General features: G+C 71.0%; 14 protein-coding genes. 6 read left to right on the forward strand and 8 right to left on the reverse strand.

The window, feature by feature from the left end:
- Positions 1-140: 140 nt before the first annotated feature.
- Positions 141-713: a TetR/AcrR family transcriptional regulator gene (locus ACIBAE_RS20465; protein ID WP_399287296.1), complete on the reverse strand. Its 573-nt coding sequence runs from the start codon at positions 711-713 to the stop codon at positions 141-143.
- A 184-nt stretch (positions 714-897) separates the two neighbouring features.
- On the opposite strand from ACIBAE_RS20465, the gene ACIBAE_RS20470 reads away from it, so the two are divergent.
- Positions 898-4248, forward strand: coding sequence for a S41 family peptidase (locus ACIBAE_RS20470; RefSeq protein WP_399287299.1), 3351 nt, complete (start codon positions 898-900; stop codon positions 4246-4248).
- Between the two features lie 146 nt (positions 4249-4394).
- On the opposite strand, the gene ACIBAE_RS20475 is transcribed toward ACIBAE_RS20470, so the two are convergent.
- The 4 genes from ACIBAE_RS20475 to ACIBAE_RS20490 form a co-directional block, all read right to left on the reverse strand.
- Positions 4395-4694 carry a hypothetical protein gene (locus ACIBAE_RS20475; RefSeq protein WP_399287302.1) on the reverse strand — a complete coding sequence of 100 codons (300 nt, stop codon included), beginning with the start codon at positions 4692-4694 and terminating at the stop codon, positions 4395-4397.
- A 75-nt stretch (positions 4695-4769) separates the two neighbouring features.
- Positions 4770-5663 carry an SDR family oxidoreductase gene (locus ACIBAE_RS20480; RefSeq protein ID WP_399287305.1) on the reverse strand — a complete coding sequence of 298 codons (894 nt, stop codon included), beginning with the start codon at positions 5661-5663 and terminating at the stop codon, positions 4770-4772.
- A complete protein-coding gene (locus tag ACIBAE_RS20485) occupies positions 5660-6619 on the reverse strand; it encodes an alpha/beta fold hydrolase (protein ID WP_399287308.1) in 960 nt (319 codons plus the stop codon). Before ACIBAE_RS20485 ends, ACIBAE_RS20480 begins: the two co-directional genes overlap by 4 nt.
- On the reverse strand, positions 6616-8133 hold the full coding sequence (locus ACIBAE_RS20490; protein ID WP_399287311.1) for a flavin-containing monooxygenase: 1518 nt from the start codon (positions 8131-8133) through the stop codon (positions 6616-6618). Before ACIBAE_RS20490 ends, ACIBAE_RS20485 begins: the two co-directional genes overlap by 4 nt.
- 147 nt (positions 8134-8280) lie before the next feature.
- On the opposite strand from ACIBAE_RS20490, the gene ACIBAE_RS20495 reads away from it, so the two are divergent.
- A complete protein-coding gene (locus ACIBAE_RS20495; RefSeq protein WP_399287416.1) occupies positions 8281-8961 on the forward strand; it encodes a MerR family transcriptional regulator in 681 nt (226 codons plus the stop codon).
- Here ACIBAE_RS20495 and ACIBAE_RS20500 read toward each other — a convergent pair whose 3' ends face one another.
- From ACIBAE_RS20500 to ACIBAE_RS20510, 3 genes are all read right to left on the reverse strand, one after another.
- A complete protein-coding gene (locus ACIBAE_RS20500; RefSeq protein ID WP_399287313.1) occupies positions 8962-9759 on the reverse strand; it encodes an exodeoxyribonuclease III in 798 nt (265 codons plus the stop codon).
- Between the two features lie 111 nt (positions 9760-9870).
- On the reverse strand, positions 9871-10278 hold the full coding sequence (locus ACIBAE_RS20505; RefSeq protein WP_399287317.1) for a rodlin: 408 nt from the start codon (positions 10276-10278) through the stop codon (positions 9871-9873).
- Positions 10279-10470: 192 nt separating this feature from the next.
- Positions 10471-10881, reverse strand: coding sequence for a rodlin (locus ACIBAE_RS20510; RefSeq protein WP_399287320.1), 411 nt, complete (start codon positions 10879-10881; stop codon positions 10471-10473).
- A 203-nt stretch (positions 10882-11084) separates the two neighbouring features.
- Here ACIBAE_RS20510 and ACIBAE_RS20515 point away from each other — a divergent pair, with 203 nt between their 5' ends.
- The 4 genes from ACIBAE_RS20515 to ACIBAE_RS20530 all read left to right on the forward strand — a co-directional run bounded on the left by ACIBAE_RS20515 (position 11085) and on the right by ACIBAE_RS20530 (position 14577).
- Entirely contained in the window at positions 11085-11495 is a 411-nt protein-coding gene (locus tag ACIBAE_RS20515) for a rodlin (RefSeq protein WP_399287419.1), read from the forward strand.
- Positions 11496-11891: 396 nt separating this feature from the next.
- On the forward strand, positions 11892-12083 hold the full coding sequence (locus ACIBAE_RS20520) for a chaplin (RefSeq protein ID WP_399287422.1): 192 nt from the start codon (positions 11892-11894) through the stop codon (positions 12081-12083).
- Positions 12084-12191: 108 nt separating this feature from the next.
- Entirely contained in the window at positions 12192-13106 is a 915-nt protein-coding gene (locus ACIBAE_RS20525) for a chaplin (RefSeq protein ID WP_399287323.1), read from the forward strand.
- Between the two features lie 262 nt (positions 13107-13368).
- On the forward strand, positions 13369-14577 hold the full coding sequence (locus tag ACIBAE_RS20530) for a glycoside hydrolase family 26 protein (protein WP_399287325.1): 1209 nt from the start codon (positions 13369-13371) through the stop codon (positions 14575-14577).
- The last annotated feature ends 44 nt before the right edge of the window (positions 14578-14621 follow it).

Raw genomic sequence — 14621 nt, forward strand, 5'->3', positions numbered from 1 at the left:
ATGGAGGGATCAGGGCATGGGGAGCCGGCCCGACGACGAGAGCGGCGCGCGTCAGGTAAGGGGATGGGGCGTGCGGGTGTGTCGCGGGGATCAGCGGCGAAGCCGGTCCCGTGGGTCCTGCGGGTCCTGGGGAGGGACCGTCAGACGCCGAGGGCGGGGAGGACCACGGCGTCGAGATAGGAGACGAGGAAGTCCTGGTCGACCGGACGGTCCTCGATCAGCTGCCGGGCGACGATGGCGCCGACCAGCATGTGGGTGACGTAGTACAGCGCGGGGTTGTCCGCGGCGATCTCGCCCCGGTCCACGGCGCGTCGCAGCAGTTCACCGAGCCCCTCCATCTCGGGCTCGATCAGCAGCTCACGCAGTGCCTGGCGGAGGTCGGGGTTCTCATGGACGGTATGGAACAGGCCCCGCATCAGCGCGGAGTCCTTCTCCATCTGGCAGTAGTCGTTGCGCGCGGCCATCGCATGGAAGTCGCCGCGCAGCGAACCGGTGTCGATCTGCCCGGGGGAGACCGGTTTGTTGTTCCGCAGCGCTCGGGCGACCAGCTCGGGCTTGCTCCCCCACTGGCGGTAGAGGGTGGCCTTGCTGGAGTGGGTACGGGCGGCGACGGCGTCCATGGTCAGACCGTCGTAGCCGACCTCGCGCAGCAGATCGAGGACGGCCGCGTACAGCTCGGCCTCGCGCTCGGCGGTGAGCCTGGTGCGTGCCATGGTCGACCTCCTGACGGTCTGCTGTCCGCACCCTGCGAACGAAACGGTTTCGTACAGTACGAAGATAACCCTGCCCTGAACGAAACGAACCCGTTTCGCTTGTGTCCTCTGCCACAGGTGTTCGCCTCAGATAAGTGGCGGGCCACAAGTTGCCGCACCCCCTTCGCGCGGAAAGCATTGGGGGGTGAGTGATGACGTCGCGTATCTCCGCTTCCCGCACCTGCACGACGACATGCTGTGCTTCGCCGCCGAGGACGACCTCTGGGTCGCACCCCTCGTGCCGGCCGGGCAGCGGCCCTCGCGCGCCTGGCGGGTGACCGCCGACCGCACCAGGATCGGCCACCCCCGCTTCTCGCCCGACGGCCGCCACATCGCCTACACGACCTGGCGCAGCCTCGATCCGGAGATCCATCTCGCCCCGGTGGACGGCGGCCCGGCGCGGCGGCTCGGCTACTGGGGGTCCACCGACGCCCGCGTCTGCGGCTGGACGCCCGACGCCCAGATCCTCGCCGTCTCCTCGCACGGCCAGCCCTTCTCGTACTACTCCTGGGCCTACTCCGTCCCCACCGACGGCTCCCCCGGCGGAAAGCTGCCGTGGGGCCCGGTGACCGACATCGCCGTCGCGGACATCGACGGCGAGCGCCGTACGCTCCTGCTCACCGGCACGCCACCGCACGAGCCCGCCGCCTGGAAGCGCTACCGGGGCGGCGCGACGGGCCGCCTCTGGCTGCACGGCCGTCGCCTGCTCGCGGACCTCGGCGGCCATCTCGCCTGCCCGATGTTCGTCGGCGGACGCATCGCGTTCCTCTCCGACCACGAGGGCGTCGGCAACCTCTACTCCTGTCTGCCCGACGGCACCGATCTGCGCCGCCACACCGACCATGACGCGTTCTACGCCCGCCACGCCTCGTCCGACGGGCGCCGGATCGTCTACCAGTGCGCGGGCGATCTCTGGCTGGTCGACGCGCTGACCCCGGACTCGGTGCCGCGCAAGCTGGACGTACGGCTGGGCGGCCCGCGCGCCGGACGGCGCGGCTACCAGGTCCCGGCCGCCAGCCACGTCGCCGCGATCTCGGTGGACACGACGGGCCGGGCCAGCGCCGTCTCGGTACGCGGCAGCCTGTACTGGCTCACCCACCGCGACGGCCCGGCCCGCACGATCGCCGACACCCCGGGCGTACGGGTCCGGCTGCCCGCGATGCTCGGCAGCGGCGGGCAGGTCGCGTACGTCACCGACGCGGAGGGCGAGGACGCGATCGAGATCGCCTACCTGCCCCGGGCGAGCGGCGACCGCGCGCCGCGCCGGCTGGCCGCCGGACGGCTGGGCCGGGTGCTGGAACTGGAGGCGGACCCGGACGGCGAGCGGATCGCGATCGCCTCGCACGACGGCAGGCTGCTGCTCATAGACGCGACGGAATCCGGGAGCGCCGACGGACCGGCCGAGGCCAGCGCGCCCACCGACGCGACCGGGTCCGCCGAAGCCACGGAGCCGACCGGAGCCACCGGAGCGGCCGGAGCCACCGGGGTGATCGAGGTCATCCGGTCCATCAACGGTCCGGTGACCGACCTCGCCTTCTCGCCCGACGGCCAGTGGCTGACCTGGTCCCACCCCGGCATCGGCCGCTCACTGCGCCAGATCAAGATGGCCCGCGTCGCCGGCAGCCCCGACCGTACGATCCTCGATGTCACCAACGGCCGGTTCGAGGACGAGAATCCGGTCTTCACCAGCGACGGCCGCTACCTGGCGTTCCTCTCCTGGCGTGGTTTCGACCCGGTGTACGACGTGCACACCGGCGACCTCTCCTTCCCGCTCGGCTGCCGCCCCTATCTCGTACCGCTGTCCTCCGCGACCCCGTCCCCCTTCGCGCTGTCGCCGGAAGGCCGGCCCGCGGCGGGCGGACTGGACCCGGCCGTCAGCAACTCGGGCGACGGCACGGTCACCGTCGAGGTCGAGGGCCTCGCGGACCGGGTCACCCCCTTCCCGGTCACCGCGTCGAAGTACTCGGCGCTGTCAGCCGTCAGCGGCGGCGGGCTGGTCTGGCTGCGCTGGCCGATCTCCGGCGCGCTCGGCGAGACGTTCGCCAACCCGTCGGACACCTCCGGCCGCCCCACACTCGAACACTTCGACCTCACGAAGGCCCGCAAGACCGAACTCGTCGGCCATCTCGACTGGTTCGCGCTGAGCGGCGACGGCTCCCGGCTGGTCGTCGTGGACGACGGCGAACTGCGTGCCGTACCCGCCACCGAGACCGGCGACAGCGACTCGACCGTCTACCTGGACCTGCGGCGCATCCTGCACGACGTCGACCCGGAGGCCGAGTGGCGCCAGGCGTACGAGGAGGCGGGCCGCCTCATCCGCGCCTACTTCTGGGAGCCGGGGATGTGCGGCATCGACTGGACCGCCGTCCTCGACCAGTACCGCCCGCTGGTCGAACGCGTCTCCACCCCGGACGAGTTCGCGGATCTGCTGCGTGAGGTCCTGGGCGAGCTGGGCACCTCCCACGCGTACGTCACCCCGGCCCGCCGCAACGAGGGCCCGCCGCACTACCAGCGCGCGATGGGCCTGCTCGGCGCCAACCTGGTCTGCCGGGACGGCGCGTGGATGATCAAACGCATCCTGCCCGGCGACTCCTCCGACTCCAAGGCCCGCTCCCCGCTGGCCGGTACGGGGATCCGTGAGGGCGCGGTCCTCACCCACGTCGACGGCCGGCCCGTCGACCCGGTGACGGGCCCCTTCCCGCTGCTGTCGGCCGCCGGCGGCACCACCGTCGAGCTGACCTTCCGCCCCGCCGAGCGCGACGGCGGCCCGTCCCGCCGGGTCGCCGTCGTCCCGCTGATCAACGAACGGCCGCTGCGTTACCAGGACTGGGTGGCCAAACGCCGGGAGGCCGTAAGGGAGATCAGCGGCGGCAAGTGCGGTTATCTGCACATCCCCGACATGGGCGGCTCCGGCTGGGCGCAGTTCAACCGGGACCTGCGCATGGAGGTCTCCCGCCCCGCGCTCATCGTGGACGTACGGGGCAACGCGGGCGGTCATATCAGCGAGCTGGTCGTGGAGAAGCTCAGCCGGCGGATCGTCGGCTGGGACCTGACGCGTGACGCCCAGCCCGTCTCGTACGCCTCCAACGCGCCGCGCGGCCCGGTCGTCGCGATCGCCGACGAGGCGACCTCCTCCGACGGCGACATGATCACCGCGGCCTTCCGGCTGCTGAATCTGGGCCCGGTGGTCGGCCAGCGCACCTGGGGCGGGGTCGTCGGCATCACCGGGCGGCACCGGCTGGGCGACGGCACGGTGATCACCGTCCCGATGAACGCGGCCTGGTTCGACGCGTACGGCTGGTCCATCGAGAACCAGGGCGTGGAGCCGGACATCGAGGCGCTGCGTACCCCGCTCGACTGGGCGGAGGGCCGGCACGCCCAGCTCGACGACGCGGTGTGGGTGGCGCTGGATCTGCTGGCCGCGCACCCCGCGTCCACACCGCCGGGATACGGAGCGGTCCCCGACCTGCGCCGCCCGGGCCTGCCGCCCCGGTAGGGCGGCGGGCCCACCGTGGCCGCAGGGCCGCAGGGCCGCAGGGCGGACGAGCGGCAGGGCGGACGAGCGCGAAAGAGGCGCATCCGGTGCACCGGATGCGCCTCTCGCACGTAGGTCAGACGCGCGTCCGACCGTCAGTCATCGGGTCAGGCGCCGACGTTGCCGTCGAACTCGTCGCGTGCGCCCCGGGACTGGGGCTGGGAGGCCCGCCGCGCCTGGTCCTGCCGCTGGCCCTGGCCCTGGCGCTGGCCCTGCTGCTCACCCTGTCGCTGGCCCTGCTGCTCACCCTGCGGCCTGCCCTGCTGCTGGCCCTGCTTCCGGTCCTGCGAGGGGCGGTCGGCCGAGTCGTGCCCTGACCGCTCCCGACGCTCGCCGGGCCGCGCCTGCGCCTGCGCCTCGTCGTCGAGCTGCTGCGCCTTGTCCTTGAACTGGTCGGCAATACCCATGGAAATTCACTCCTGGATAGGTGTGGGGTGGGAACGCGATCAGACTTTCACGAACGGACATTCAGCGCATTTCGATCAGTTACGCTGCGTGCGCGCTCGCTCGTCAGCAGCCCCGCCCGCACCCACAAGTCCCTTGCCCACGCCCGCCAGACGCGGAGCGAAGCGCCGCATCTCCCGCCGCCCGACCGTGGCGATGACGGCAGGGAGCCAGCCGCGTACGGACCGCGTCCCGCGCAGCCACCACTGCGCGTAGACCTGGGCGGAGCGGCGCTCGATCCCGGCGACGATCCGGTCCACGGCCGGGCCGAGCGGATACGTGCGGTTCGCCGGCCACGGCAGCCGCTGCCGCAACTCCCGCATCACCTCGTCCTGGTCCGCGCCCCGCACCATGTCGGTGTCCGTCCAGGACAGATAGCCGACGCCGACCCGCACGCCCCGGTAGCCGACCTCGGCGCGCAGACTGTGCGCGAAGGCCTCGACACCGGACTTGGACGCGCAGTACGCCGTCATCATCGGCGCCGGCGTGATCGCGGCCAGCGAGGCGATCTGGAGGAAGTAACCACGGCTCTCCATCAGCAGCGGCAGAAACGCCCGCGCGGTCACCGCCCCGCCGATCAGATTGACCTCGATGACCCGCCGCCACGCGTCCGGGTCGGAGTCCACGAACGGCCCGCCGGACGCCACACCCGCGTTGGCGACGACGATGTCCACCCTGCCGAAGCGCTCCTTGACCTCCTGGGCCACCCGCGCCATCGCCTCGTGGTCGGTGACATCCGCGTACCAGTGGTCGCCCTCGGAGTGCAGCCGGGACGCCACCCGCTCCAGCTCGTCCGGCTCCAGGCCGACGAGCGCCACCTTCGCGCCGCGCGCCGAGAGCTTGCGCGCCAGCGCTTCGCCCACCCCGCGCGCCGCACCCGTGACGACGGCGACCTGCCCCTCCAGACCCCTCGCCGGACCCCTCGGACTCATGCCACGTCCTCCTTCGTTCCGGTCGTCGTTCCGCTCGTCGTTCCGGGCCGCGCTTCCAGATGCGTGGCGACCAGTCGGCGGATGCCGGCGGTGACGGCTTCCGGGGCCTCCACAGGAGTCATATGCCCCATTCCGGCGAGTTCGGTGAGTCCGGCGCAGTCGGGCAGCGCGGCGGCGAGCGTCCGTGCCTGCACGGGCGGGGTCAGCCGGTCGGCGGTGCCCACCAGGACAGCGGTGGGCACCCTCAACTCCCGCACATCCGCGTCGAGATCCAGTGTGCCGAGGACCTGCGACCAGGCCACCCGGGTGCCCCGGGGGCAGGCGTGCACGATCCTGGCGCACTCCGTGACGCGCTCCGGCGCGGAGCCGGGGCCCATCGTCCCGTAGCGCAGGATCCGCTTCGACAGGGACGTGACCGGTCCCAGCGGGGCGCGCGCCCCGAGGACGAGCCGGGTGAGCCAGGTCCGTACGCGCCCGGCGCGCAGCGGCAGCACAAGGGATTCGGGGACCAGGCGCGAACTCCCCGTGCTGCACAGCAGTGCGGCGGCGGCGTGCTCCCGCAGGGCGGGCCTGCGGGCGGCGGCCATGATCGCCATGGCGCCCATCGAGTGCCCGGCGAGTACGGCCTTCTCCCCCGGCTCCAGCGTGGCGGCGAGCACCGCCTCCAGGTCGTCGGCGAGGGCGTCGGTCGTGTAGCCGTCCCGGCCGGGCGCCGCCGTACGGCCATGCCCCCGCTGGTCGTAGACGATCACCCGGTGGGCGGTGGCCAGCTCCGCGATCTGCGCCGCCCAGAAACGGATCGCACACGTCCAGCCGTGCGCGAGGACGACCGCGGGACGACCCTCGGAGCCGTACACCTCGATATGGATACGGGAGCCGTCGGCGGAGACGGCGGTCAGCTCACGCGCCTTCCCCGGCGGCTGGGGCAGCGGCTGCGGCTGCGGCGGGCGGCTCATCGGACGGTCTCCTTCCCGGCCGTCCGCCCCTTCGCGTGGCCGGCGGGGCGGATCACCTCGTACTCCGCGAGGTCGACCTGCCGGGTGGCCCTGCGGAACTCGGTCGTCGTCCCCGGCCAGATGGTGGTGTTGCGGCCGTTCTCGTCCAGGTACCAGCTGGTGCAGCCGCCGGTGTTCCACACGGTCCGCTTCATGCGTTCCTGTACCCGGTCGTTCCAGGCGCGCACGGCCGACGGCCTGGCCACCAGCGCCGCGCGCCCCCCGGCGGTGCCCAGTGCGTCCAGCCGCCGCAGATAATCGGCCAGATAGTTCAGCTGGGCCTCGATCATCAGGATCATCGAGGAGTTTCCGAGGCCGGTGTTCGGGCCGATGACCGTCATCCAGTTGGGGAAGCCGGCGGCGGTCGCGCCGCGCAGCGACTCCATGCCGTCCTTCCATGCCTCGGCGAGGGTGGTCCCGTCGGCGCCCACCACCCGCTCGGCGATCGGCATGTCCGTCACATGGAAGCCGGTCCCGAAGATGATCACGTCCGCTTCGGCCTCCGTACCGTCCGCCGCGACCAGCGTGGAGCCACGCACCCCTGCCAGGCCGGAGGCCACCACGTCGACATTGGGCCGGGCGAGCGCCGGGTAGTACGTGCTGGAGATCAGGATCCGCTTGCAGCCGATGCGGTACGAGGGCGTCAGCCTGGCCCGCAGCTCCGGGTCCTTGACGGCCTTCGCCATATTGGCCCTGGCGAGGGACTCGACGAGGCCGAGCGTGTTCGGCCATTTCGTGAAGGCCTGGACCTGCGCCTCCCTGATGCCCCAGAGGAGTGTGCGCCGCAGGGCGCCGGTGAAGGGCAGCGCCCGGTGCAGCCCGCGCTCGGCTGCGGATATCTCCCGGTCGGCGCGCGGCATCACCCAGGGCGGCGTCCGCTGGAAGAGCGTCAGCCGGGCGGCCTCAGGCTGGATCACCGGGACGATCTGGATCGCGGAAGCGCCCGTACCGATCACGGCGACCCGCTTTCCGCGCAGGTCGCAGCCGTGATCCCAGCGGGCCGAGTGGAAGACCTTGCCGGGGAAACGGTCGAGCCCCGGTATCCCGGGGATCTTCGGATCGGACAGCGGCCCGGTCGCGGAGACCACCATCTCGGCGGTGAACGCTCCCCGCGAGGTCTCGATCTCCCAGTGCAGCGCGTCGCTGTCCCAGCGCACCAGCAGCACCTCGTGTCCCAGCCGCAGATGCGGCCGCAGCCCGAAGGTGTCCGCGATCCGCTCCAGATACGCCCTGATGTGCGGCTGACCGGAGAAGGTGCGCGGCCAGTCGGGGTTGGGCGCGAACGAGAACGAGTAGAGGTGCGAGGGCACATCGCAGGCGCACCCCGGATAGCTGTTGTCCCGCCAGGTCCCGCCGACCGAGTCGGCCCGCTCCAGGACGACGAAGTCGGTGATCCCCTCGCGGCGCAGCCGCACCGCCGCCCCCAGGCCGCCGAATCCGGATCCGATCACCGCCACGCGCACATGCCGGCCCATATCGCCTCCCACTGGCGGACGCCCGCCCCATCGCGCCAGCAATCACTGGCACGGTACGAGCGTAGGGCAGCCCCGTACTCGTGGGTAGGGGTCCGACAGGAGGAGTTACCGGTGGTACGACATAGGCTGCCGGGCATGGAGTACCGCATGGAGGAGCTGGCCCACCAGGCGGGCATCACGGTCCGCACCGTGCGCTTCTACCGCGAGCGCGGCCTGATCCCGCCACCGCGCCGCGAAGGCCGGATCGCCTGGTACGACGACCATCACCTGGCCCGGCTGCGCACGATCGCGGGCCTGCTGGAGCGCGGACACACCCTCAACGGTATCGCCGACCTCGCCACCGCCTTCGAGAGCGGCCGGGACGTCGGCGAGGCCCTGGGCCTGGTCGAACCCACCGAGGAGACCCCGGTCCGCCTCACCCCCGAGGAACTGGCCGACCACTTCGAGGGGGAGGTCACCCCGGAAAACCTCGCGGCCGCCCTCGACCTGGGCTACCTCGCGACCGACGGCGACGAGATCGTCCACATCAGCCGCCGCCTGCTGGACATCTCGGCGGCCCTGGTCCGCGAGGGCATCCCGCTGGCCGCCGTCCTGGAAGCCGGCCGCCAGGTCCGCGCCCACGCGGACGCCCTTGCCGATCTCTTCGCGACGGTCCTCCCCGCCCACGCCGGAAAACTGGACCAGGCCGCACTGCGCCCGCTGGCGAAGAGCGTCGTGGAAGCGGAATTCTCCCTGGCCCTGGACCGCCGCCTGCGCCCCGCCGCCCCGGACCGCTCAGGTGCTCAGGGCCGCTCAGGCACTGAGGATCGGCCGGACAGCCAGGGCTGATCAGCCCTCGTACGCCACCGTCACCGGCGCGTGGTCGCTCCAGCGTTCGCCGTGCGTGGCCGCGCGCTCCACCCAGGCCTTCACCGCGCGCCCGGCCAGGCCCTCGGTCGCCACGTGGTAGTCGATGCGCCACCCCGCGTCGTTGTCGAAGGCGCGGCCCCGGTACGACCACCACGAGTACGGGCCCTCCTGCTCCGGGTGCTGAGCCCGGACGACGTCGACGTAACCCGTCTCCTCGAAGACGCGGGTCAGCCAGGCGCGCTCCTCGGGGAGGAAGCCGGAGGACTTCCGGTTGGCCTTCCAGTTCTTGAGGTCGGCCTCCTGGTGGGCGATGTTCCAGTCGCCGCAGACCAGCACCTCACGGCCGTCGGCCGCCGCGCTCTTCTTCAGCCGCTCCAGGTACGGCAGGAACTCGTCCATGAAGCGGACCTTCTCGTCCTGCCGCTCCGTGCCCACCTCGCCCGAGGGCAGATAGAGGCTGGCCACCGTGACACCGGGCAGGTCGACCTCGGCGTACCGGCCGCTCGCGTCGAACTCCGCGCTGCCGAACCCGATCCGCGTCCGCTCCGGCTGCCGCCGCGTGTACAGCGAGACACCCGCCCGGCCCTTGGCCGTCGCCGGGGCGTGTACGACGTGCCAGCCCTCGGGCTCCCGTACCTCTGCGGGAAGCTGCTGCGGCTCGGCCCGCACCTCCTGGAGACAGATCACCTCGGCGGAGGTCTCCGCCAGCCACTCCACGAACCCCTTCTTGGCGGCGGCGCGGAGCCCATTCACATTCACGGACGTCACAGTGAGCATTCCGGCACACTACCGACATCCCGCGCCGTCAGCCCTCCCGTGGGGCGTGACCTGCGCCGCACATGGCAGAAGCCCGGTCCGGCGAGAGGCCGGACCGGGCTTCTGGGGGGATCAGCTGTTGCCCGCACCGTTCCCGGACAGCACCGGGATGTTGTCGAGGATGTGCGACAGCGGCTCGTCACCCTTGGCCTGCGTCGAGTTCTCGACACACTGCTGGTTCTGCGGGGAGGACAGGACGTTGATGTCCTGGACCGCGATCGGCACGAGGCCGATGAGGGAGCCGACGTTCGCCTTGAGCGGCAGACCGACACACGGCTTGTTCAGCGAGCCCTGGACCAGGCCCAGCTGCGGGCTCATGTCCCCGTGAGTCGCGGAGTTGCCGAAGGACTGCTCGGCACCGTTGCCGCTGAACGACGTCGTGCCGCCCTCGTCACCGATGGCCAGAGCCGGCGACGCGGCGACGGCCGTGGCTCCGACGATCGAGGCCGCTACAGCAGCGGTTGCCCACAGCTTCTTCATTTAAATGCCTTTCCAGAAAGTCGCACTCCACCGGTGGAGATTCGACCTGATCAACGTGCTTACGGACGAATTGGTTGCGGCGTGGCTGAGGAGATTCCCCCGAATGGCTCATTGCCTGTCGCGCGCCGCCCTGCGCAGAAAATTCCGGACCGCCGCGGAATTCAGCGGCGGTCCGGCCGCTCAGCCGGTTTCTCAGCGGTTGGCGACACCGTTCCCGGAGAGGATCGGGATGTTGTCGAGGAGGTGCGACAGCGGCTCGTCACCCTTGGCCTGCGTCGAGTTCTCGACACACTGCTGGTTCTGCGGGGAGGACAGGACGTTGACGTCCTGGACCGCGATCGGCACGAGGCCAATGAGGGAGCCGGCGTTGAGCTTGGCAGGGAGGCCGATGCAGGGCTTGTTCAGCGAGCCCTGGATAAGCGCCATCTGCGGGCTCATGTTGCCGTACGTCGCCGAGTTGCCGTACTGCTGGCTGGCGAAATTGCCACTGGCGGAGGTGGTGCCGCCGTCGCCGCCGATGGCGAGCGCCGGAGCGGCGGCCGCGGCGGAAACGCCGACAACGGAGGCGGCGATGGCGGCGCCGGCCATGACCTTCTTGATCACGATGAGTCCCCTTCCGAAGGATGCCCCAAGTCCCCGGGGCCCCCTGAGCAACTTCCCAACGCGCCATTAGTTCTTTTGCTTCACTCCAACGGCCTATTACCGGCGGCCACCAAGCCGATCGGGTGAAGCAGCGCAACTAAACGACCGAGGGCGGGTTGTTCAGGTCGCTCCACCTGCATTCATGAGAAAAGGAACACATCGTGATCAAGAAGATTATGGCCGGCGCGGCCGTCGCCGCCTCCGTGGTCGGCGTCTCGGCTGCGGCGGCCTCTCCGGCGCTCGCCATCGGCGACGAGGGCGGCACCACCTCCGCCAGCGGCAACGGCGCCCACCAGGCGTTCGGCAACGTCGAGACCCATGGCGACATGAGCCCGTCGGCCGACCTGGTCCAGGGCTCGCTGAACAAGCTCTGCCTCGGCGTGCCGGTCAAGGCCAACGTCGGGTCGCTCGTCGGCCTCCTCGTGCCGGTCGCCGTCCAGGACGTCAACGTCCTGTCCTCCCCGCAGAACCAGCAGTGCGCGGAGAACTCCACCCAGGCCAAGGGTGACGAGCCGCTGTCGCACATCGTGGACGACATCCCGGTGCTCTCGGGCAACGGCGTGGGCAACAGCTGATCCGCATATCGCGAGACCGCCCGGACGCCGCTCCGGGCCTGGGCCGGCGGGGGCAATGGCGCCCCCGCCGGCCCCTTTTCCGTCACCGACCCCGAATTCCGGCGTGGCATGACCGGGGCCCTGGGGCGCGAAGAGTCATCGCGGTCCGTGCCGCCGGATTGTTGTGCATCGACGCAGAAACGTAAATCCTTGACGCGGCAATCGGGTGAAACTGCGCGAGTGGGAAATCTGGCCAGTTTCCTGGCTTCCGCGCACTCGTTGGAGTTCCAGCAGCGGACGTTGGAGCTGGCATAGCGATGCTCGCGTACCACGACAGTCGTGCGGACGTATTCGCCGCTGCGGAAAGGGCTCACGATGAAGTACAAGAAGAGCGCAACAATCGTCGCCGGTCTGGTCATGGCGATGGGGGCCGCGGCTCCGGCCATGGCCGACGCGGGCGCCGAGGGTGCCGCTGTCGGTTCCCCCGGTGTCCTCTCGGGCAATGTCGTCCAGGTGCCGGTGCACGTTCCGATCAACCTGTGCGGTAACAGCATCAACGTTATCGGCCTGCTGAACCCCACCTTCGGCAACACCTGCGTCAACGCCTGACGTTATAGAGACACCCCGCGGGGTGTTCACGGCCGGTCCCGAAGCGCACCTGGTTGTCCGCGCTTCGGGACCGGCCTCAGTTGGCACCGATAATACGAGGAGAACCACATGCGAGACCTCATCAGCAAAGGACTGCTCACGGCCGCCGCGGCGACCAGTGTGCTGTCCATGAGCGGTGGTTACGCCCAGGCGACCGAGGCCGGCGGAGTGGCCGCCAATTCCCCGGGCGTGCTTTCCGGCAACAACGTCCAGATCCCCGTGGACGTGCCGGTCAACGTCTGCGGAAACACCGTGGACCCCATCGGGGTGCTCAACCCCGCCTTCGGCAACGTCTGCGCCAATAGGTCGGACGCGCCGAGGTTCCAGGCTCCCGTCCCCCCGGCGGCCGGGCCGTACGGGGGTCCGGCCACCCACGTGGTTCCGGCGCCGCACTCCGCGCCGCGGCCCGTCCCCGCCCCGCAGTCGCCTGACGCGTACGGATCCCACGACGGACACGAGGGATACGGGGGACATGGGACCCACGGCGGGCACGCCGCCCACCAGTCGCCGCGCGACACCCACGACGAGGCCGCCGGTTCCACCAGCGCCACGGGCACCATGACCGGGTCTCCGGGCGTCGGGACCGGCAACGGTCTTGAGCTGCCCATCGACATCCCGCTGAACCTCTGCGGTGACTCCGTCGATCTGATCGGCATCCTCAACCCGGTCTTCGGCAACGGCTGCGCGAACAACGCCCCGGTCCCGGTCCCCGCGCCCCCCGTCTCCCCGGCGCCTCCCGCGCATCCCGCGCCCCCGGTGGCCCCGCCGACCGACGGCCGGGCCATCCCCCCGCACACCCCCGCGCGTCCCCCGGTCCAGCCCGTCCCGGTGCATCTCCCGCAGGCTCCCGACCCCGTCGCGCAGCTCGCGCACACCGGCAGCGACCCCAACCTCCTCGCGGCGGCCGCGATGAGTGCCGGCCTGCTGATCGGCGGCGGAATCCTGTACCGGCGGAGCAGGAGCGCCGCCCCGGCACGCGTCTAGTGCCGCCCCGGCGCGCGTCCAGGACGTGTCCGGGAATCCCGCCGGCCAGTACCGGGCCGGCCGGCCGGGAGAGTCACGACGGATTCTCCCGGCTGACAAGGACCGGTGACCGCGCGCCGGTGGCCCATGCGGGGGATCAAATTCCCTAACGGACTACTCACAGACCGGGCCAGGTTCCCGATCGGCTCATCAGAAATATTTTTGGATCAACGTGACCACGCCTCGCGGCCACGGAACCGGGTCCATTTTCTGAGGAGCTGACATGTCCCACCGACGTCGACGGCTGACGGCCACCTGCCTGGGTGTGGTCGCGGCCGGCTTCCTTGCTTCAGGTGCGGTGCAGCCCGTTCCGAGTCACGCGGCCGACCCGGACGGGCCGGCGAAGACGAAGGCCCCGCAGGTCGCCTCGCCCGCACTCGGCGCGTATCTCGACTACGGCCCGCAAGGCGTCCGGCGCATCGCCGACATGCAGAAGTGGCTCGGCGGCACGGAGCTGCGCGTCGGACACACCTACCTCCCCGGGGACGTGTGGTCCAACATCGAGGGCGCCCCGGACTTCCTGAAGGACTGGGCCGAGTGGCGAAAGGCGCGGGACGACCGCCTCTTCGTCCTCAATGTGCCCATGCTCGAACGCAGCGAGGCGCACGTGCCCGACACTCTCGTCCGCCGCGAGCTGCGCAAAGGCGCGCGAGGTGCGTACGACGAGCACTTCAGGGCCCTGGCGGAGCGGCTCGTCGACCTCGGCACTCCGGATACGGTGATCGTGCTCGGCTGGGAGATGAACGGCACCACGTACACGCATCGCTGCGGACCCGACCCACGGGCGTGGAAGCAGTACTGGAACCGCATCGTCACCACCATGCGCGCGGTGCCCGGCCAGAAGTTCCGTTTCGACTTCGCTCCGAACCGTGGCCGGGACGCCATCCCCTGGACCGCGTGCTACCCCGGCGACGACGTCGTGGACATCGTCGGCATGGACTCCTACGACCAGCCGCCGGGCAGGACCTTCGACGAACAGGTGAACGAGCCGTACGGGCTCCGACAGCACGTCGAGTTCGCCGCTGAGCACGGAAAGGTCATCTCCTACCCGGAGTGGGGCCTCTTCCGCAACGGAGACAACCCCGAGTACATGCGGCGCATGATCGAGTGGATCGACACCCACAAGCCGCTCTACAACACCGTCACGGACTACTGCCCGCACGGCGTCTGGCAGTGCGACGAGAACCCCGAGTCGTCGAAGGTGTTCCGTTCCCTGCTCTACGGACGCAAGGCGGAGCCCGGGACGGAGCCGGTGCCGGTCCCGACCACGCCGACCCCCGATCCCGACACCACACCCGATCCCGAAGCCACACCGCCTGTCCCGACGCCCGAGCCGGACTGCCGTCCGCTGGACCTCGGCTCCTGGATCGAGTCGTGGCTGGGCCGCAAGGTGTGTCTCCCCTCCCCCTGGTGGGAGCACCGGCGCTCCTGACACTCCGCCCTCCCGCGAAGGCGGCAGCGGCAGCGGCAGCGGCA

Source organism: Streptomyces sp. NPDC051569 (genome assembly GCF_044454085.1).
Classification (GTDB): Bacteria; Actinomycetota; Actinomycetes; order Streptomycetales; family Streptomycetaceae; genus Streptomyces.